At 53.8% G+C, this 22659-nt stretch carries 6 protein-coding genes; all 6 read left to right on the top strand.

Going from position 1 to position 22659, the window contains the following annotated elements; genetic code table 11:
* Window positions 1–138: 138 nt before the first annotated feature.
* Entirely contained in the window at window positions 139–297 is a 159-nt protein-coding gene (locus tag MKZ13_RS27175; RefSeq protein ID WP_339179673.1) for a hypothetical protein, read from the top strand.
* A 108-nt stretch (window positions 298–405) separates the two neighbouring features.
* A complete protein-coding gene (locus MKZ13_RS27170; protein WP_339179670.1) occupies window positions 406–528 on the top strand; it encodes a hypothetical protein in 123 nt (40 codons plus the stop codon).
* Window positions 521–15580, top strand: coding sequence for an amino acid adenylation domain-containing protein (locus MKZ13_RS27165; protein WP_339179668.1), 15060 nt, complete (start codon window positions 521–523; stop codon window positions 15578–15580). The genes MKZ13_RS27170 and MKZ13_RS27165 overlap by 8 nt, the downstream gene beginning before the upstream one ends.
* A 166-nt stretch (window positions 15581–15746) precedes the next feature.
* Window positions 15747–19055 carry an amino acid adenylation domain-containing protein gene (locus tag MKZ13_RS27160; RefSeq protein ID WP_339179665.1) on the top strand — a complete coding sequence of 1103 codons (3309 nt, stop codon included), beginning with the start codon at window positions 15747–15749 and terminating at the stop codon, window positions 19053–19055.
* On the top strand, window positions 19045–20871 hold the full coding sequence (locus MKZ13_RS27155) for an ABC transporter ATP-binding protein (RefSeq protein ID WP_339179663.1): 1827 nt from the start codon (window positions 19045–19047) through the stop codon (window positions 20869–20871). The genes MKZ13_RS27160 and MKZ13_RS27155 overlap by 11 nt, the downstream gene beginning before the upstream one ends.
* Complete coding sequence (locus MKZ13_RS27150; protein ID WP_339179661.1) at window positions 20868–22601, top strand: ABC transporter ATP-binding protein; 1734 nt, start codon at window positions 20868–20870, stop codon at window positions 22599–22601. Before MKZ13_RS27155 ends, MKZ13_RS27150 begins: the two co-directional genes overlap by 4 nt.
* The last annotated feature ends 58 nt before the right edge of the window (window positions 22602–22659 follow it).

The following is a 22659-nucleotide window of genomic DNA, read 5'->3' as shown; positions in this document are numbered from 1 at the left end:
GTGCCATACGGAGCATTCCTTGAGTCTCATGCAATACCCTCGTTAAATTTAATCGTCAGGAAAAGCTCACTACCCCGCAGCCGAATCTTTACTTATCCACAACCAGGGCTGTGGGGGAATAAGCAAATCGTACATAGAGTGTATCAATACCCCTTAAACATAGGCTTCGTCAAAGGCAGCTCGGGTGCCAAATCAGGAGGTACGGTCGACTTCCTGCTGGACGGCTGGAACCCTGCGGCAAGCCTTACATCGACAGGAGGAACATATCTTGTCGTCTATCCCCAAATCCAATTCTGAATCCCATGTTAAACCAAATCCCGTCTTCGGGTGACTCGTCGGCAGCAATCTTATTGAAGCAGAGGAGTCCGAAGTAACCGCATCTCTTGCGTAGAACGATGCTTGTTGTTGTCCTTTACGCATGGGAGCCGAGCGGGACAGCTGCCAGGCAGAGGATTGCCGCATGCGATCAACCGGGCAAATGAAGCGGTGACATTGCGCAAGCCATTGATGTTGTTGTCAGATGTTTGAAAAGGAGAGGAGCGAGGTTGGAGCGTTGCTTCGGCATATGCTCCGCCGGATTGCTTTTACCGATGAAGAGAGGGGAACGATCCAGATGGCTTTTGAACAAGAAACGTTGTTTTGGAACGAAAAATTCGGTAGTGACGATTATACTTTGACGCGGCTGCCTTACAGCAAAGCTCCAAGCTCCCTGGTGCCCAATGTGAAAACCGTCGGCGGTTCGCTTTCGGAGGAAGCGGCGCAACGCGTTCTTCAAATGAGCAAGGGTGCTCCGCTGGCCGCTTTTATGATATTGCTCGCCGGTGTTCAGGCACTCTTGCATAAATATACAGGTGCTTCAGACATTCTGGTCGGCATGCCGGTTGTGCGGAAAAAGGCGGAGACTCGTCGATCCGTTAATCATACGGTCATTTTGAAAAACTCGCTTTCGGTGGGGGCAACTTTTAAGACGCTTCTGAGCGAACTGAGGACTTCCTTGCCGGAAGCCATTCAGCATCAACATATTCCGTTCTTGAAAATGACGGAGAAGCTGGATCTGCAATATGCTGAAGGGATACCCTTCGTCCATACGCTAGTATCCCTTAAGGAGTTGCATCTGGACGAAATTGGGCAAAACGTGGTCACGGACTGTTCCTTTGAATTCAGTTTAACCGGCGGGACGATACAGCTAGCGCTGTCATATAACGAGCACTTATATGACTCCGAGTTCATGAGTCGGGTCGTCGGCCACCTGAATCGCCTGCTGTCCGTGGGGCTTTATGAGCTGGAGCTGGACATCGTGCGAGCGGACATGCTGTCGGAGGACGAAAAATTTCAATTACTGCAAAGCTTCAACGATACAGAGAAGGACTATCCTCTTGATCGGACGATTCATCAGCTTGTGGAGGAGCAAGCGAAGCGTGTGCCCGAGGCGACTGCGGTTGTCTTTGAGGGGCAGCGGCTTTCATACGCAGAGTTGAACGAACGGGCAAACCAGCTGGCGCATACGCTACGATCGGTCGGTGTGCTGCCCAATCAGTTAGTAGGCTTGATGGTCAGGAGATCACTGGAGACGGTCATTGGCATTCTGGCGGTTCTGAAAGCTGGCGGTGCTTACGTGCCGATCGACCCGGAGTACCCGGAAGAACGTATCCGCTACATTCTGGAGAACTCGAACGCGCAGCTGCTGCTGACTCAAAGAGAGCTGTTACAGCAAGTCCCGTTTCAAGGGACCGTATTGGCGCTTGATGACGAGCAAGCCTATAGCGACGATTGCTCGAACCTGGAGGCAGTCAGCGGTCCAAACGATCTTGCTTATGTCATTTATACGTCAGGTACAACGGGCAAACCCAAAGGGGTCATGCTGGAGCATCGTGGTTTGGTCAGCTTGAAGCTGATGTTCGCAGACAGGCTGGGCATCACGGAGCATGACCGGATCGTACAATTTGCGAGCTTGTCCTTCGACGCATCCTGCTGGGAAGTATTCAAAGCACTCTATTTTGGCGCGGCTTTGTACATCCCGACAGCCGAAACAATTCTCGACACTCGTCTGTTCGAGAGTTATATGAACGAGCATGCGATTACAGCGGCGATTTTGCCTCCGACGTACAGCGCTCATTTGAACCCGGATCGTCTTCCCAGCTTAACAAAGCTTGTAACGGGAGGTTCGGCGGTATCGGCCGAATTCGTGCAGCAGTGGAAAGCGAAGGTTCACTATTTCAATGCTTACGGCCCTACCGAAGCTTCGATTGTTACGACGCTTTGGGATGCGGATGAGCAGCAGCCGGAGCGCAGAGTCATTCCGATTGGGCGCCCGCTGGCTAATCATCAGATTTTTATTTTGGATGCCCACCTGCAACTTGTGCCTCCGGGAGTGGACGGCGAGCTGTGCGTGGCAGGCGTGGGGCTTGCGAGAGGTTACCTGAACCAACCGGAGCTGACGGCAGAGAAGTTCGTGGAACATCCGTTTGCGCCGGGAGAACGCCTTTACCGGACAGGAGATCTCGCCCGCTGGCTGCCTGACGGTAATATGGAGTACTTGGGCCGAATCGACCATCAGGTGAAAATCCGTGGATTCCGAATCGAGGTCGGTGAGATTGAAGAGCAGCTTTTGAAGATCGACTCGGTGCAGGAGACGATTGTAATCGCGCGGGAAGGCAAAAGTGGGCAAGAATTGTGCGCTTACCTGGTCGCGAGCCTCCCTCTTACGCTCGGCGAGCTGAGAAGCGCGCTGGCGCAAAAATTGCCGAATTATATGATTCCGGCGTATTTTGTTCAGCTTCCACGGATGCCGCTCACGCCGAACGACAAAATCGATCGTAAGGCTTTGCCTGCCCCGGAAGGCAACGCACTGACCGGTGGCGCGTACGTAGCTCCCCGCAATGAAGCTGAGCAAAAGCTTGCTGATGTGTGGCAGGCGGTATTGAACGCCGATCGTGTTGGGGTAACGGATCATTTCTTTGAGCTGGGCGGAGACTCGATCAAGTCCATTCAAGTATCTTCGCGGCTTCATCAAGCCGGGTACAAGCTGGAAATCCGGGATTTATTCAAATATCCGACGATTTCACAGCTCAGCCTGCATGTGAAACCGATCAGAAGTACCATCGATCAAGGCGAAATAACGGGTGAAACGGCGTTGACGCCGATTCAGCATTGGTTTTTCGAGAGTTCCTTTGCGGACCCACATCATTTCAACCAGTCGGTGATGCTGTACCGGAAGGAACGCTTCAACGAAGAGATCGTGTATCAGGTGCTGCAAAAGCTGGCAGAGCATCATGACGCCTTACGCATGGTGTTCTGCAAGACGGAACAAGGGTTTGGTGCGTTAACACGAGCGATTCAGGATGGTGGGCTGTTCACGCTGGACGTGTTCGACTTTAAGGATGCGGAGAATCCCACGCAGGCTGTGGAAGCGAAGGCAACGGACATTCAAGCAGGCATTGATTTGGAGAACGGGCCCCTCATGAAGGCGGCACTGCTCCAGTGCGAGGACGGAGATCATTTGCTGCTCGCGGTTCATCATGCCGTGGTAGACGGCGTGTCTTGGCGCATTTTGATGGAGGATTTCGCTCTAGGTTACGAGCAGATTGGAAAAAGTGAGGGAATTCGTTTCCCGGCGAAAACAGATGCGTACCGCACTTGGTCCGAGCAGCTGACTGCTTACGCGCAAAGTCCGGAGATGGCAAAGGAACGGGCCTATTGGCAGGCCGTGGAACAAATGGAGGTTCTGGCCGTGCCGAAGGATATGGAGGCGGACGTTACGACGCAGCATGACAGCGAATCGCTGTTTGTCCGTTTGACTCCCGAAGAAACGGAGCTGCTACTGAAGCGGGTTCACCGTGCCTACAACACTGAAATGAATGATATTTTGGTAACGGCGCTCGGCATAGCCTTACGCAAATGGACGGGGCATGAACGGGTGCGGATCAATCTCGAAGGACACGGACGTGAATCGATCGGAACGGATATCGACATCACGCGTACAGTTGGCTGGTTTACGACCAAGTTTCCGGTCGTCCTGGAACCGGAAACCGACCGAGATTTGGCATATCAGATTAAACAGGTCAAGGAAAACTTGCGCCGTATTCCGAACAAGGGGCTAGGGTACGGCATATGCCGCTATCTCTCTAAATCGGAGGATGGCTTGGTTTGGGGCGCAGAGCCGGAAATTAATTTTAACTACCTCGGCCAGTTCGACGATGATGTCGACCAGGACGAGATCGGCATATCTTCTTATTCCAGCGGCAACCCGGCTAGCGACCGGCAGGCCCGCAGCTTTGTGCTGGATATCAACGGTATGGTGCTGGACGGCGCTTTATCGCTCGATCTCAGCTACAGCCGGAAGCAGTATCGCAAGGAAACGATGGAAGCCCTCGCTCAGCGGCTTGAGCAAAGTCTCCGAGACCTCATTATCCACTGTGCAGGCAAAGAAAACACAGAATTGACGCCGAGTGACGTGCAATTTAAAGGCTTGACCATTGCAGAATTGGAGCAAATCGCCCAGCGCTCGTGCCATCTCGGGGAAATCGAAAATATTTACTCACTTACGCCGATGCAGAAAGGTATGTGGTTCCACAGCGCGCTTGACCGGCAAACGGCGGCTTATTTTGAGCAGACGCGGTTTACGATGCGGGGAGCGCTCGACGTCCAGCTTTTTGAGAGGAGTTGGATGGAACTTGCGAAACGTCATCTGGTGCTGCGGGCGAATTTTGTGAAAGGACCCGCGGGCGAGCCGCTGCAAATCATATACCGCGACAAACCGGTCGGTTTTGAATATGAAGAGCTGCTTCATTTGCAGATGGACGAGAAACAAGCTTACTTGGATAAAAAGGCCGAGGAGGACAAGCTTCGCGGCTTCGACATGGAACATGACGCGCTCGTTCGGTTCACGATCCTGCGCACCGAAGAGCAAAGTTATCATGTACTGTGGAGTTTCCAACATATTTTGATGGACGGCTGGTGCCTGGCTCAGCTGACGCAGGAGCTGTTTGAGGCATACTCAGCCTTGGCATCCGGCGAGCAATCAGCGGGAGATAAGGGATCGGATTATGGCGCCTATATCGAATGGTTGGAGAAACAGGACGATCAGGCGGCATCAAACTATTGGATGGCATTCCTGGCAGGTTATGAAGGGCAAACCGTACTCCCGGGACAAAAGGAAGTGGCGCCCAACGGCAGATTTACGGCTGATCACGTCACCGCCGAGCTGGGCAAGGACTTGAGTGAGCGGATGGACCGGGTGGCGAAACAGCGCCTGGTTACGGTCAATACACTGCTGCAAGCTATTTGGGGCGTGATGCTGCAAAAATATAACGGAACAAACGATGCCGTATTCGGTAGCGTCGTGGCCGGAAGACCGGCGGAAATCCCGGGCATTGAGTCCATGATCGGGCTGTTCATCAATACGGTGCCTGTCCGGGTCACGAGTGAAGCGGACACCGTGTTCGCCGACCTAATGGCGAAGCTTCAAGAGCGGGCATTGGAGTCCGGGCGTTATGATTACTATCCGCTGTATGAAATTCAGGCCCGTAGCGTGCAAAAGCAGAACCTGATCAACCATATCATCGCTTTTGAGAACTATCCGGTGGACGAGCAGATGGAGCAGGCGGGGGACCAGCAACATGGCGATCTGACGATTGCTGATGTTCAGATGGAGGAGCAGACAAACTATAACTTCAACGTCACCGTGGTGCCGGGAGACGAGATTGAAATTCGGTTCGACTTTAACGCCGAAGTGTTTGATAAAGCTAGCATTGAGCGGCTCAAGGGGCATCTCGTTCATTTGCTGGAGCAGGTGGCGGATAACCCGGAGATTACCGTGGGCGAGCTGGAACTTGTGACAGAGGCGGAAAAGGCTGACCTTCTCGGACGTTTTAACGACACCACAACGGAATTTCCGTGCGGGAAAACGCTCATTCAATTGTTCGAAGAGCAGGCGGAGCGCATCCCGGATGCAGCTGCCATCTCCTTGAATGGGCAAGAGCTGACCTACCGCGAGCTGAACGAACGCGTTAATTGCCTTGCTCGTACCTTGCGTAGCCACGGGATATCCAAAGGCCGCCTGGTCGCCATTATGGCTGAGCGTTCCATCGAAATGGTGGTGGGTATGCTGGCGGCACACAAAGCCGGTTCGGCTTACGTACCGATTGACCCGGAATATCCCGAGGAGCGTATCCGTTTCTTGATCGAGGATTCGGGTGCGCAGGTCATGCTGACGCAAAGCCGATTACGCGAGCGCCTGGCGGGTTCGGACTCCGTGATTTTACTGGATGACGAGTCCTTCTATCACGAGGACCGCACAAATCTTAATTCGGGCAACGAAGCGACAGACCTGGCTTGCATCATCTATACGTCAGGCACGACGGGCAAGCCAAAAGGAAACCTTGTTTCGCACCGCAATATCGTGCGGATCGTGCGAAATACGAATTATATCGACATCACTGAGCGGGATCATGTCCTCCAGCTTTCGAGCTATTCGTTTGACGGAGCGATTTTTGATATTTTCGGTGCTTTGACCAACGGGGCACGGCTGGTGCTGGTTCCCCACGAGACTTTGCTGGAAATCGGCCAGCTGGCGGATCTTATCCAGCGCGAGCGAATCTCGGTCATGCTAATTACGACGGCTTTCTTCAACGTCCTTGTAGATGTGAACGTCGACTGCCTGCGGGATGTCCGGGCGATTTTGTTCGGAGGAGAGCGCGTGTCGGTCGGCCATGTGCGTAAAGCGCTCGCCCATATCGGACCGGGCAGGCTCAACCACCTGTACGGTCCATCAGAAAGCACGGTTTATACCACGTATCTTCCAGTCGACTTTGTCGATGAGTCCGCGCTTACCGTACCCATCGGACGGCCGATCAGCAATACGACGGTGTATATCGTCGACAGCCAGAATAAACTTCTGCCGATCGGCGTGGCCGGGGAACTTTGCGTCGGCGGAGAAGGCTTGGTACAGGGCTACAATAACCGGCCGGAGCTAACGGCGGAGAAATTTGTGGACCATCCGTTTGTGCCGGGAGAGCGCATGTACCGTACAGGAGATTTGGCAAAATGGCTACCGGACGGCACGATTGAATACGTGGGGCGGACGGATGATCAAGTGAAAGTCCGCGGCTTCCGTATTGAGCTGGGCGAGATCGAAGCTCAGCTTCAGAAAGTGGAGGGAATTCGGAAAACGACGGTATTTGCGCGGGAAAACGCCTCCGGCGAGAAGCAACTTTGTGCCTATTATGAAGCGGACCGTGAGCTTCCGGCGGCCGAGCTGAAGAGCGTTCTTTCCCAGGAACTTCCTGCCTATATGATCCCGGCATACCTGATCCAGTTGGAACGGCTTCCGCTGACGACGAACGGCAAGGTCGACCGCCGCTCCCTCCCGGCACCTGAGGAGAGCTTGCAGCCGGGCGAAGGACATACTCCGCCTCGGACTCCGTTGGAAGCCAGCTTGGCTGAAATATGGAAAAGCGTGCTCGGATTGGAACACATCGGGGTTCATGACAACTTCTTTGACTTGGGCGGCCATTCCCTGCGGGCAACGACACTGGTGAGCAAGGTGCATCAGGAGTTGAACGTCGAGCTGCCTCTACGCGACGTATTCCGCTACTCAACGATCGAAGAGATGGCTCTCGCCCTCTCCCGGATTGAAGAGCAGTTGTTCTCGTCGATTCCGCTGGCAGATGAAAGAGCGTATTATCCACTTTCCTCAGCTCAGAAGCGGCTGTTTATCCTGAATCAGCTGGAAGGAGCCGATCAGAGCTATAACATGCCGGGTGTGCTGTTGCTCGAAGGATCGATTGACCACAGCCTGCTGGAGAAAGCTTTCCGCGGACTGATCGAACGTCATGAAACGTTGCGAACCGGATTTGAGATCGTGCAAGGCGAAGCGGTACAGCGTATTTACGAGAGCGTTGATTTTGCCGTTGTGTGTCGACATGCGAACGAGGAAGAAGCGGCTGCAGTCGTGCAGGCTTTTATCCGACCTTTCGACTTGGCGAAGCCACCGTTGCTGCGTGCCGAGCTCGTAGAGCTGGCAGCCGATCGTTATTTACTGATGTTTGACATGCACCATATCATCTCCGACGGGGTTTCGATGGACGTGTTCGTTGAGGAACTCGTTCGTTTGTATGGCGGTGAGTCATTAGAGCCTTTGCATATTCAGTACAAGGACTATGCGGTATGGCAGCAATCGGACGAGCAAAAAGTGCAATTGAAACGCGAGGAAGCTTACTGGCTGGACCGTTACCGGGGCGAGCTGCCGGTTCTGGAAATGCCAACGGACTACCCGCGTCCTGCTGTACAGAGCTATGAAGGACATACGCTGACGTCTTTTGTGGACGAGGCAACGAACGAAGGCTTGAAGCAGCTAGCCGCTCAAAGAGGAACGACGCTATATATGGTGTTGCTTGCCGCGTATACCGTGCTTTTGCATAAATACACAGGTCAGGATGATTTGATCGTTGGCACGTCGATTGCGGGTAGAACGCACGGCGATATGCAGCCCTTGATCGGAATGTTTGTCAACACGCTGGCGATCCGCAATTATCCGGCTTCGGAGAAGACCTTCCTGTCGTATTTGGAAGAAGTGAAAGAAACGACCTTAGGCGCTTACGAGCATCAGAATTATCCGTTCGAAGAACTCGTCGATAAAGTGCAGGTTAGCCGGGATTTGAGCCGCAACCCGCTGTTTGACACGATGTTCTCCCTGCAAAACCTGGAGGAGTCAGAGTTTGAGCTGGAAGGGCTGAAATTGTCCCCGTACCCTAGCGAATATGGTATGGCCAAGTTCGACCTGAGTGTGGATGTTACGGAAGAAAATGGCGGACTGGAGTGCAACTTTGAATTCGCAACGGCTCTTTATAAAGAAAGCACGATCCGGCGGCTATCGATTCATTTTGGACATTTGCTTGCGGCGATTGTAAGCCGTCCAGATGCGAAGATTGCCGAGCTGGACTTGCTGACGGCAGAGGAAAAAGAGCAAATTATCGCCGCGTTCCACCCGGCGCAGTCGGAAGTGGCTCCTGTGGCCGCGTTCCACCGACTGTTCGAGGAACAGACGGAGAGCACTCCGGAAGCGGAGGCGGTCGTGTACGAAAACGATCGGCTGACGTATGCGGAGCTGAATGAGCGGGCGAACCGCCTTTCGGCAACGCTGCGCGCAAGTGGAATCGGCCGGGAGTCAATCGTCGGCATTCTCGCCGAGCGTTCGGTCGATTTGCTGGTGGCCGTGCTGGCCGTCTGGAAAGCGGGAGGGGCGTATGTACCGCTCGACCCGGACTATCCGGCGGACCGCGTGCGGTTCATGCTGGAAGACAGCGGAGCTAAGGTGTTGTTGACACAAACGCCGCTGCGAGAGCGTGCCGAAGCCTGGCTCGGCGAAGAGGAACTGTCACTGGCGAAGGTGTTGTACCTCGACGACGAAACGTCATACAGCGAAGACTGGGAGAATGCACCGCTTGGCTCCAGCAATGCTCCTAATCCAGTCTCCAGCAAGCTGACGGGTGCTGTGAACGGTGGCGGCGAGAGTCATCCAAATGATGTTGATGCTGTCGGTATGGACAGCTTCCATGAAGCTCGTCCAGAGGATTTGGCCTATGTAATCTATACGTCGGGTACAACGGGTAAGCCGAAGGGTGTAATGATTGAGCACCGCAGCCTGGTGAACACGGCAGCGGGTTACCGACGGGAATACCGGTTAGATCAGTTCCCGGTGAGGCTACTGCAACTCGCCAGCTTCTCGTTTGACGTGTTCGTGGGTGATATTGCACGCACGTTGTATAACGGAGGCAGCATGGTCATTGTACCGAAGGACGACCGGATCGATCCGTCTCGTCTGCACTACTGGATAGAGCGGGAGCAAGTGACGATCTTTGAATCAACGCCGGCGCTGATCGTACCGTTTATGGAATACGTGCATGAGCAGGGGTTGGAGTTAAGCGGGATGGAGCTGCTGATCACAAGCTCGGACAGCTGCAGCGTGGCAGATTACCGTACCTTGCAGGAACGGTTCGGCCCGTCATTCCGCATTATTAACGCCTACGGTGTGACGGAAGCGGCAATTGACTCCAGTTTCTATGACGAGCAGTTGGAGAAACTGCCGCAGACAGGCCATGTGCCGATTGGCAAAGCGTGGTTGAATGCGAAATTTTACATCGTGGATGCACATCTGAATCCCGTACCAGTCGGGGTGCTGGGCGAGCTGGTTATCGGCGGAGTCGGCGTGGCACGAGGGTACTTGAACCGTCCAGAGCTGACGGAAGAGAAGTTTGTAGGCAGCCCCTTCATCACGGGCGAGCGGTTGTACTGCACGGGAGACTTGGCGCGGTGGATGGAAGACGGGAACGTGGACTTCATCGGCCGGATCGATAACCAGGCGAAAATCCGGGGTTACCGGATCGAGACGGGTGAGATCGAGTCGCAGCTGTTGCGGGTGAAAGGTGTGCGCGAAGCGGTGGTGCTGGTTCGAAGTGATGATGCGAACGGGCAGAAGATGCTGTGTGCGTATTACACACCGGATACTGGTGCGAAGCTGTTAGTGAACGATCTGCGCAGTGCGTTGGCACAGGAGTTGCCAGGTTACATGATCCCGTCGTACTTCGTGGAGCTGGAGCATCTGCCTCTGACACCGAACGGGAAGCTTGACCGAAAGGCGCTACCAGCGCCGGAAGGAGAAGCGGGAAGCGGAACACAGTACGTCGCACCACGCAATGAGCTGGAAATGAAGCTGGTAGTTATTTGGCAGGAAGTGCTGGGGCTTACGAAGGAGATTGGTATTCACGACAACTTCTTCGACATCGGTGGCCACTCCCTGCGCGCGACAACGTTGGTCAGCAAGATTCATAAAGACTTGAACGTGGATCTGCCACTGCGCGACGTGTTCCGCCATTCCACGATCGAGAGCATGGCTGCCGTCATTTACCGGCTGGATGAGCAGACATTTGTTGCCATTCCGGTGGCGGATGACCGAGAGGTGTACCCTCAATCTTTTGCTCAAAAACGTCTCTTTATCCTAAATCAGCTGGAAGGTGCGGAGCTTAGCTACAACATGCCGGAAGCGATGCTGCTGGAAGGTGCTTTGGACCGGACAAGGTTCGAAGAAACATGCCGTAAGCTCGTGACGCGGCATGAAATGCTGCGCACCGGGTTCGAAATGGTGGACGGCGAAGCATCACAGCGGATTTACCAGGATGTGAATTTTGCGGTGGAGTTCTATCAAGCGGATGAGCAAGAGGTCGAAACGGTGGTTCACGGTTTCGTCCGTCCGTTTGACTTGGCTAAGCCACCGCTGTTGAGGGTAGGCCTTGTTGAGCTGGCTCCGGAACGCCATATTCTGATGTACGACATGCATCATATTATTTCTGACGGCGTTTCGATGGAAATCTTTGTTGAAGAATTCGTGCGCTTGTATGGTGGAGAGCAATTGGAGCCACTGCGCATTCAGTACAAAGACTACACCGTTTGGCAGCATTCGCAGGAGCAGCAGGAAAGGCTTCGGCATCAGGGGACGTATTGGCTGGATATGTTCCAGGGCGAGCTTCCGGTGCTGGAAATGCCGACTGACTATCCACGTCCGGCTGTACAGAGCTATGAGGGTCAAACGCTGGAGTTTTTCTTCGACGCTTCAAAAACCGACGGTTTGAAACAGCTGGCTTCGGAAACGGGCACGACACTGTTTATGGTGCTGCTTGCGGCATATAACGTGCTTTTGCACAAATATTCAGGTCAGGAAGACGTGATCGTTGGTACGCCGATTGCCGGAAGAAATCATGGAGATGTGCAGCCGTTGATTGGGATTTTCCTAAACACGCTGGCGATTCGCAGTTATCCGGTTTCGGAGAAAACATTCCTGTCCTATCTAAATGAAGTCAAAGAAACAACTTTACACGCCTTTGAGCATCAAAACTATCCGTTTGAACAATTGGTGGACAAGGTGCAAGTCACCCGTGATTTAAGCCGTAATCCACTCTTCGACACGATGTTTACGATGCAAAATACGGAGAACGAGCAATTTGAACTGGAAGGGCTTCGCCTGATTCCTTATCCGAGCGTACTGGATACTGCGAAGTTTGATATCAGCTTGGATGTGGGCGAGGAGAACGGCGGATTGGATTACAGCTTCGAATATGCGACGGCTCTTTATAAAAGGGAGACGATTGAACGGCTGGCAAAACATTACGAGCAGTTGCTCGTGACAATTGTGAACCGTCCAGATGCGAAGATTGCCGAGCTGAATTTGCTGACGGCAGCGGAAAAAGAAGAAATTGTCTGCGCGTTTAACCCGGCACAGCCGGAAGAGGCTCCTGTGGCGGCGTTCCACCGACTGTTCGAGGAACAGGCGGAACGCACGCCGAAAGCGGAAGCCGTCGTGTATGAAAATAACCGACTAACGTATGTGGAGCTGAACGAACGAGCGAACCGCCTGTCGGCAACGCTGCGTGCAAGCGGCATCGGTCGGGAGACCATCGTTGGCATTCTCGCCGAGCGTTCGGTGGACCTTCTGGTGGCTGTGATGGCCGTCTGGAAAGCGGGAGGGGCATATGTACCGCTTGACCCGGATTATCCGGCGGACCGTGTGCGGTTCATGCTGGAAGACAGCGGAGCGAAGGTACTGCTGACGCAAACGCCGCTGCGAGAGCGTGCCGAAGCCTGGCTCAGCGAAGAGGAGCTGGCACTGGCGACGGTGCTATATCTCGATGACGAAACGTCATACAGCGAAGACCGAGCGAATGCTCCAATGGACTTCGGCCATGGCTCCAGCATGGTTTCAGGTCTGGTCTCCGGCGAGCTGACGGGTGCTGTGAACGACCGTAATGAGAGTCATCCAAATGATGTTGATGTTGTCGGTATAGGCAGCTTCCATGAAGCCCGTCCGGAGGACTTGGCGTACGTCATCTACACGTCCGGAACGACGGGCAAGCCCAAGGGTGTGATGATTGAGCACCGCAGCCTGGTGAACACGGCAGCGGGTTACCGACGGGAATATCGGTTGGATCAGTTCCCGGTAAGGCTGTTGCAGCTCGCAAGCTTCTCGTTTGACGTGTTTGTGGGTGATATCGCGCGGACGTTGTACAACGGAGGCAGCATGGTCATTGTACCGAAGGACGACCGGATTGATCCGTCTCGTCTGTACTACTGGATAGAGCGGGAGCAAGTGACGATCTTTGAATCAACGCCGGCGCTGATCGTACCGTTTATGGAGTACGTGCATGAGCAGGGGTTGGAGTTAAGTGGTATGGAGCTGTTGATCACTAGCTCGGACAGCTGCAGTGTGGCAGATTACCGGACCTTACAGGAACGGTTTGGCTCGTCGTTCCGCATTATTAACGCCTACGGTGTGACGGAAGCGGCAATTGACTCCAGTTTCTATGACGAGCAGTTGGAGAAACTGCCGCAGACAGGCCATGTGCCGATTGGCAAAGCTTGGCTTAATGCGAAATTTTACATCGTAGATGCACATCTGAATCCCGTACCGGTCGGGGTGCTGGGCGAGTTGGTTATCGGCGGCGTTGGGGTAGCACGTGGGTACTTGAACCGTCCAGAGCTGACGGAAGAGAAGTTTGTAGACAGTCCTTTCACTGCGGGTGAGCGATTGTATCGCACGGGAGATTTGGCGCGATGGATGGAGGACGGAAACGTGGATTTCATCGGCCGGATCGACAATCAAGCGAAAATCCGTGGTTACCGGATCGAGACGGGTGAGATTGAGTCACAGCTGCTGCGGGTGGAAGGTGTGCGCGAAGTGGTGGTGCTGGTTCGAAGTGATGCGAACGGGCAGAAGGCGCTGTGTGCGTATTACACGCCGGATACTGGTGCGAAGCTGTTAGTGAACGATCTGCGCAGTGTGTTGGCACAGGAGCTGCCAGGTTACATGATCCCGTCGTACTTCGTGGAGCTGGAGCGCCTGCCTCTGACGCCGAACGGAAAGCTTGACCGGAAGGCGCTGCCGGCGCCGGAAGGGGAAGCTGGAAGTGGAACGGAGTACGTCGCACCACGCAATGAACTGGAAACAAAGCTGGCGGTAATTTGGCAGGAGGTGCTGGGGCTTACGAAGGAGATTGGCGTTTACGATAACTTCTTCGACATCGGCGGGCACTCCCTGCGAGCGACGACATTAGCGGGCAAGGTATTTAAGGAATTAAACGTCAATCTGCCGCTGCGAGACGTATTCCGTCACTCCACGATTGCGGCGATGGCCGATGCGATTGCCCGGATGGAACGGCGGGAGCATGAGGCCATTCCTCAAGCGGAAGAGAGAGAGTACTACCCTCTGTCTTCTGCGCAGAAACGGCTGTTTATTCAACACACACTGGATGGAGCGGATCAACTTTACAACATGCCGGAACTGGTGCAAGTGGAAGGTAAGTTTGATTTAGACCGGTTGGAAGCCGCATTGCGGAAACTGATAACACGGCATGAATCGCTGCGCACCGGTTTTGAAATGGTGAAGGGCGAAGCGGTCCAGCGGATTTATACGCAGGTCGATTTTGCTATCGAGCATCATCAAGCGGACACAGAGGATACGGCTCAAGTTGAGCAGATCGTCCGCAACTTCGTACGTCCGTTTGATCTCGACAAGCCACCGCTGCTGCGCGCCGGAGTCGTCGAACTGGAGCCGAACCGGTATATTCTCCTTTTCGATATGCACCATATTGTGTCGGACGGCATATCGATGGCGATTGTGATGGATGAGTTTTCGAGTTTATACGCCGGGGAAGAACTGCTGCCACTACGCATTCAATATAAGGATTATGCCGTTTGGCAGCAGTCAGAGGTTCACCGAGAGCGGATCGGGCGACAGGAAGCGTACTGGCTGCAAACCTTTGAAGGCGATCTGCCGACGGGGGATCTGCCGATGGACTACGAACGTTCTACAGTTCGCAACTACGAAGGTGCGCATCTGGAGTTCGATGTCGATGCTTCTCTCTCTGCGCGGCTGCGTGAATTGGCGGCCGAGCGTGAAAGCACGCTGTACATGGTACTGCTTGCCGCATATAACGTGCTGCTGTCCAAGTACAGCGGGCAGGAAGACGTAATCGTAGGCACCCCGGTGGCGGGAAGAACTAACGCCGATTTGGAGTCGGTCATCGGCATGTTTGTTAATACACTGGCGCTCCGCAATCGTCCGTCAGGCGAAAAAACGTTCCTGTCCTTCCTTGATGAAGTGAAGGAAACGGCTTTGGGAGCTTTTGAGAATCAGGATTACCCATTCGAGGAGCTCGTGGAGCGTTTGAATGTGAAGCGCGAGCCGGGCCGCTTCCCACTGTTTGATGCCGTTTTCGACTTGCAAAATATCGAAGAACGAGACGCCGAACTGGAAGGGGTCAGCCTGAAGAATTACGAGCTTGACCATTTGGAAGAAGCGAAGTTTGATCTGACGCTGTTTATGTATGAAAACGAAGGGGCACTGAGCGGGGGCTTTTTCTACGCCACCAAACTGTTCAAAGAAACGATGATCCACACCTTAACCGAGGATTACCTGCGGGTACTTTCTCAAATTGCGGAAAATCCACAACTTGAGCTATGTCGGATTGAATGTCATAAACCGGCGGCAGGCGCAAAGAGTGCCGTGGATACGATCGAATTCGCGTTCTAATATTACAAGCGTGCTCCGCCGTCAAGCAAAAGTGGTGCGCATCCCAAGGAAGACGGCGAACAACTTGCAACTCCGTAAATCAAGCCCGTAAACGCGCAGGCCGAAAGCAGGTTTTTTCGGATCTGCGCCGGGGCATGCGGTCACTTCATTTTTAGGGGAGGTACGAATGAAATCATTATTTGAAAAGGAAGAACGGTACTGGAGCAGCAAGTTTGACGACGATGACAGTCTGAGCTTCCTTCCCTACAGTCAATCCTCCAAATTATCTGCGGGCGGCGAAGCTGCGGCAGAGCCGGTTTTGCTTCACCGTACCCTGCCGAGTGAGCTCTCGGAGAGAATTATTCGCCTCGCTAATGGTTCGGATCTGGCTTTGTACATGATTGTTTTGGCAGGAGTAAAAAGTTTGCTGTTCAAATATACCGGGCAGGATCAAGTACTGGTCGGCATGCCTTCTTATAGCGGGGACCCAGACGTGACTCAGCCGCCGCATGACATCCTGGTGATCAAAACGTCCGTAAGCAGCCAGACTACACTGATAACGCTGCTCGGGGGCATCAAAACCTCCATCGGCGAGGCGCTGGAGCATCAGCATCTGCCTTTTCGGAAAATGGTGGAGCCGCTCCATCTGGACTATACAGGGGAGGGTTTTCCGGTCGTCAACACCGTTGCATCCTTCGTCCCGATTCATCCTGAACCGCTGGGTAACCGAGTGGCGGCAGATACGGTTTTTCGATTCGACCACCAAAACGACTCTATTCAGCTGGAAATAAGCTTTGACCGGAATCGATACGAACGCGCATTTGTGGAACAGGCGGCCGACCACCTTGTTGGGCTCCTGTCTGTGCTTGTATTTCAGCCGGATCTGGAGCTTGGACAAGCCGATGTGCTTTCCCCGGACGAGAGGGAGACATTGCTGAAACGATTTAATGACACCGAAACCGGGTTCGAGCGGGGGAAAACGATTCACGGTTTGTTTGAAGAACAGGCGGAGTTATACCCGGACAACGTGGCCGTTGTCATGAACGAACGGCAGCTGACCTACCGCGAGCTGAACGAGCGATCCAACCGGCTTGCGCGCAAGCTGAGGAACACGGGAGTTGAAGCGGACCAGCTGGTAGCGATTCTGGCCGAACGCTCGCTCGATATGGTTGTCGGCATACTGGCGATTCTCAAAGCGGGTGGAGCCTACGTGCCTGTCGATCCCGACTATCCAGAGGAGCGCATCCGCTTCATGATCGAGGATTCGGGTGCACCGTTATTGCTGATTCAAAAGCATCTGCATGAGAAGACCGACTTCGCAGGAATACGCCTTGAAATAGATGATTTCGTTTGGAGCGACAGCGGGGCGGACTTGGAGGGTGCGCTGGATGCTTCGAATCTGGAGCCAATTTCCGGGCCGGGGAACCTGGCATATGTCATCTACACGTCGGGAACGACCGGCAGACCCAAAGGCACGTTGATTGAGCATAAAAACGTTGTGCGCCTCCTGTTCAACGACAAGAACTTGTTCGATTTCGGGCGGTTCGACACGTGGACGCTGTTCCACTCGTTCTGCTTCGATTTCTCCGTCTGGGAAATGTACGGAGCGCTGCTGTATGGAGGCAAGCTGGTCATCGTACCGCCGCTCACGGCGAAAAATCCGGCCGATTTCCTGGCGCTGCTGGGCCGCGAACAGGTCACGATTTTGAACCAGACGCCAACGTACTTCTATCAGCTGCTGCGTAAGCTCTTGGCGGATCATCCGTACGATTTGCGGATTCGCAACGTCATTTTCGGCGGCGAAGCGCTCAGTCCGCTTTTGCTCAAGGGCTTCAAGACGAAGTACCCGGAGACAAAGCTGATCAATATGTACGGCATTACCGAAACGACGGTTCACGTGACGTATAAGGAAATTACGTGGGTCGAAATGGAGGCGGCGAAGAGCAATATTGGCAAGCCAATCCCAACACTGAGGGTGTATGTCCTGGATGAAAACCGCCGCCCAGTGCCGATCGGCGTTGCGGGCGAAATGTATGTGGCCGGGGAAGGGCTCGCGAGAGGATACCTGAACCGTCCGGATCTGACGGCGGAGAAGTTCGTTGATTCCCCGTTTGCGGAGGGGGAGAAACTGTACCGTTCGGGTGACTTGGCGACCTGGCTACCGGACGGCAACATTGAATACCTCGGCCGAATCGACCACCAGGTCAAAGTCCGCGGGTACCGGATCGAGCTGGACGAAATTGAGACGCAGCTTCTGAACGTCCGGGGCGTGGAAGAAGCGGTGGTACTCGCCCGGGACGACGCGAACGGCCATAAGCAACTTGTTGCTTATTACGTCGCGGAAACAAAGCTGGCGGCGAATGAACTCAAGGAGCAGCTCGCCAAGCAACTTCCGGGGTATATGATTCCTGCGAATCTTGTGCAGCTTTCGCAGATGCCGCTGACCGCGAACGGAAAAATCGACCGCAAAGCGCTGCCAGTGCCGGAGGAAGCTGCGGCCAGAGGAGCGGAATATGTTGCGCCGAGAACGCTGCTCGAGATGAAGATCGCCCGTGTCTGGCAGGATACACTTGGCATTCCTCAGGTCGGCGTAAAGGATAACTTTTTTGAGCTGGGCGGCAATTCGTTAAGTCTGATGAGGCTCGTTCAAGCCGTTTACGATGAAACGGGCATCGAGATACCGCTTAATCGCCAATTCCATAGTGTAACCGTTGAAGCCATGGCTTTTGGAGAGGAGGATCTGGGTCTGGATAAAGGGGGAGACTCCTTCATTAAGCTGAATAAAACAGGGGATCTGAACGTGTTCTGCTTCCCTCCAGGCAGCGGCTTCGGCATCGGTTACCGAGAGCTGGCAAGTAGGCTAGATGGCCGGTTCGTGCTTTACGGCATTGATTTTATCGACGATGTCATCGATTACGAGGCCATGCTGAACCGTTATGTGGATGAGATTATTCGCATCCAGCCGGAAGGACCTTACGTGCTGCTCGGTTACTGCTTCGGAGGCAACCTGACGTTCGAGGTAGCCAAAACGATGGAAAGAAGAGGGTATGTCGTAACGGACGTGCTCATGGTGGACTCGTGGATTAAGGACACACTCACGCCTTATGAAACGTCTGAGAAAGAGCTTGAAGAAATGCTTGCGGATTTCGACGAAGAAGAGAAGGAATTAATGAGCAATCCGCTCGTGCGGGAGCGTGTTCATCGGAAGATCAAAGCCACCTTGACGTACGAAGCGCAGCTTATTAATTCAGGCACGATAACTGCCCGGATTTACGAACTGATTGCGAAGGACAGCGAAGCATTCCGCCTGAAGCACCAGTTGCCGTCCTGGCAGAGGGCAACGATGCAAGCTTACGCCGATTACCGGCTGGAGGGTGCACACGAGGAATTACTGGAACTCGCGCGCGTGGACGAAACGGCCGTTGTCATCTGTGACATCTTAGTGCAGATCCAGCGGCAGATCGAAACAGAGGTCGGGGTTCTGCATGGGAGCTGATCGGCAGACGTCTGTTCAAGAACAACGCATAGCGGAGCCTTCCAAGCGCCGAACCGCTTATGATACCTGGAAAGCGTTCCGCTGGCTGATGTCCTATGTGAGCCCTCACAAAGGCTGGATGATCGTCGGTATCTTGTCTGCAATAGCCGCCGCGGTTATTGAGATATGGACGGGAAGTTTGGTCGAGCAGCTGACCACACAGGCCGAGAATGGGGGGGGACCCATCGTTCTGCAGATCGTGTACACGGTCTTTGCGGTCATCTTGATCGGTGTGCCGGCGAAGTTTTTCATGAGCTTCGGTGTGGAGCGAAGCAGTGCCTCTGCGGTGCAAGATATCCGCAACCATGTCATGCGTCATATCGGCAAACTCCCGGTCCCCTATTTGGAAAAACAGCACTCCGGCGACGTGTTGTCGCGGATCAACAACGATCTGCAGCTCATCCAGCAATTTATGATTCGGGACCTCGCCCAGTGGTTTTATCATCCGCTATTATTTATCGGCTGTTTCGCTTATTTGATGTATCTCCAATGGGAGCTGATGCTGTACAGCCTGCTGTTATTTCCCGTAGCACTGCTGGTTTCCCAATGGATCGGCAAGCAGTTGGAACAGTTGACGGAGGAAGCCCAAGCGAACATGGGCCGAATGAACGTCAACCTCCAGGATACGCTTGGAGGGATACCTATTGTAAAAAGCTATCTGCTATCGGGTATGTTATCTCGATCCTACCAAGTGCTGCTGCAATTGACGGCTCAAAAAAAGCTGGCCGTGAAAAAGCGGGAAGCCTGGGTCAACCCGCTGCTTTCTACGCTGATGATCAGCCCGATCATTTTCGCCGTCAGTTACGGAAGCTATTTGATCTACAACGGGCAGCTAGGCGCGGGAGAACTGATCGCCTTCCTGTACTTGCTTAATCTGTGTCTGGAGCCGCTGGAGCATATTCCTGAGCTCATCACGCGCACGTTCGAAATGAGCGGTGCTCTGAGAAGGGTCTCCGAAATCGTCGAGCAACCGACTGAAACGGAAAATGGCCGTTTGCTTCCAAAAGCGAGCGCCGCCCCCATCCAGTTTCAGAACGTAACCTTCGGGTATGAAGAGAATTCCCTGATTCTGCGGAATATTAACTTCTCGGTGCCGGAAGGCAAGACGATTGCACTTGTTGGAGCGAGCGGCGGAGGGAAGAGTACGGTGTTTAAGCTGGTATGCGGCTTTTATCCGCTTCCGGAGGATCAGGGCGAGATCCGTGTGTTCGGAAGCCTGATCCGCGGCGCTGATCCAGAGCAGCTTCGGTCTCATTTTTCCGTGGTAACCCAAGATTCATATTTGTTTAGCGGTACGATCGCCGAAAATATCGGCTATGGGCGGGAAGAAGCGTCGATGGACGACATTATCGAAGCTGCCAAAGCCGCTCAGGCTCATTCTTTCATTATGGAGCTTGAGGGCGGCTACCAGACGTATATCGGAGAGCGCGGCGGCTTTTTGTCCGGTGGGCAACGCCAGCGCATTGCAATGGCCCGGGCTTTTCTGAAAGATGCTCCCGTTCTGCTGCTGGATGAGCCCACATCGGCTCTTGATCCGGAGTCGGAAAGCGCGGTTCAGGAAGCGCTGGACGTATTAATGAAGCAGAGAACGACCATGGTTATTGCCCACCGGCTTTCTACGGTGCAAAACGCCGATGAAATCTGGGTTATGGAAGAAGGAAATATTGTCGAAAAAGGCACTCATGAACAATTGCTCGAGAGGAAGGGACTGTACGCCCAGTCGTACTACCAGGAATTTACCGAGTCTGCCGAACGCAGGGAGGTGTCGTACACATGAAAAAGGGCGGAAGGCTCTCGCAAGTAAAAGAACTCGGCTACTTGCTGACGTTTATGAACCGCAAGCGCAAAATCCAGTACGCGATTGGCCTTGCTGTAACGGCGCTCACCCAGACATTGTTTCTAATCGCCTTCAGCTTGGTCGTACATAACTTGGTTGATTTCGCCGTGTCCCGAGATACGTCCCTGATGGTGGAAGCTTTTATTATTTTGGGCGCGGCCCTGTTCCTGGAAAATATAATTTCTCCCTGGTTCATTTACTTATACCAGCGCAGTGTAGAGCTGACCGTGCTGAATATCCGCAAACGTCTTTATGACAAGCTGTGCCGGGTGCGGCCGAAATTCCTGGAGCAGACGCACCATGGGGACTTGCTGTCGAGGGTGAACAACGACGTAACGACCGTTGAATTTACATTCTCGCAGGTTTACTTCGTTCTGCTGCTTCAAGTTGTCTTCTGCATCGGCTCCATTGTCTCCATGGTGGTGATCGATTGGCGGTTTGCTGGCGTATCCTTCGTCATTCTGCTGCTGTCCTCTCTGGTCAGCCTGAAATTTGCACGGGATATCCGCGTTTTGTCCGAACAAGGCTTGCAAACGCTCGGTAAAATGACCGAAAAATTCAAAGATTTTATGGGCGGCATTCAAATTGTGAAGCTGTTCCGCATCCGCACGATTTACGGCCAGTACGAGGCGTTGAACGAACAAATGACGCAAACGCTTCGGCAAACGGCGAAGAAGAACGGTATGCAGGCTGCGGTAAACCATTTTATCAGTTACGTCACGTTTTGCGGCATCATCGTCATCGGCAGTCTTCTTTATGCCTACGGATTGATGGGAATGGGAAGTGTCGCCGCTCTGGCTGTTTTGCAAGTGAATCTGACGCACGCCTTGTTGAACTTGGGGATGGTTCTGTCGATGACCCAGAATTCGCTCGCGGGCGCTCACCGGATTCAAGAGGTACTAAGTGAGGAAGAGGAACCGGAGCGTCTGGGATCTTCTCACAGCGAGCTTGTATCGGAGGCTGCGGTGGAGTTTCGCGATGTGGAATTTTCCTATCAGGCGGATAAAAAGGTACTTGTCGACATGTCCATGCAGGTGTTTCCTGGTCAGGTCGCTGCGATCGTGGGAGCCAGCGGCAGCGGCAAAAGTACGTTGATCAAGCTGTTGCTCGGCTTTTATCCTGTGGACAGCGGAGATATCCTGCTCCAAGGCAAACCGTTTGGCCATTACACACTGGACGAAATCCGCAGGCAGATTGCATACGTTCCGCAGGAGCCGTTTTTGTTTACCGGCACGATTGAGGAAAACATCCGCTATGGAAACCCGGATGCAACGGATGAAGAAGTGGTTGAAGCGGCCAAAGCGGCATACGCTCACCATTTCATTCAGGAACTTCCTGAACAGTATAAAACGTCGGTGGGGGAGAGAGGAGCATCGTTGTCAGGCGGACAAAGGCAGCGAATTGCGATCGCCCGGGCGATTCTCAAAAACGCCCCGATTCTGCTGCTGGACGAAGCGACTTCTGCATTGGATAACGAATCCCAGCATTGGGTACAGCAAGCTCTGAACGTATTGATGAAGGGGCGCACCACCATTCTGATTGCGCATCGTCTCAGCACGGTGGAACATGCGGATTTGATTACGGTCATGAACCAAGGAACGGTCGTCGAACGGGGCCGCCATCAGGACCTGCTGGCGCTCGGAGGGTATTACGCGCGGCTGTACGGCTAGACCCGTTTTACGGCGGGCGGCTTCCTGCTGATATCTAAATACAAAGCCTATCTACAAA

It is taken from the genome of Paenibacillus sp. FSL R5-0701 (genome assembly GCF_037973995.1).
Classification (GTDB): Bacteria; Bacillota; Bacilli; order Paenibacillales; family Paenibacillaceae; genus Paenibacillus.
This window is presented reverse-complemented; position numbering and strand designations above follow the sequence as displayed.

Bases quoted from the DNA above. Each gene is read 5' to 3' on its own strand.
- MKZ13_RS27165 (WP_339179668.1), top strand. From the start codon at position 521: ATGTTTGAAAAGGAGAGGAGCGAGGTTGGAGCGTTGCTTCGGCATATG.
- MKZ13_RS27160 (WP_339179665.1), top strand. From the start codon at position 15,747: ATGAAATCATTATTTGAAAAGGAAGAACGGTACTGGAGCAGCAAGTTT.
- MKZ13_RS27155 (WP_339179663.1), top strand. From the start codon at position 19,045: ATGGGAGCTGATCGGCAGACGTCTGTTCAAGAACAACGCATAGCGGAG.
- MKZ13_RS27150 (WP_339179661.1), top strand. From the start codon at position 20,868: ATGAAAAAGGGCGGAAGGCTCTCGCAAGTAAAAGAACTCGGCTACTTG.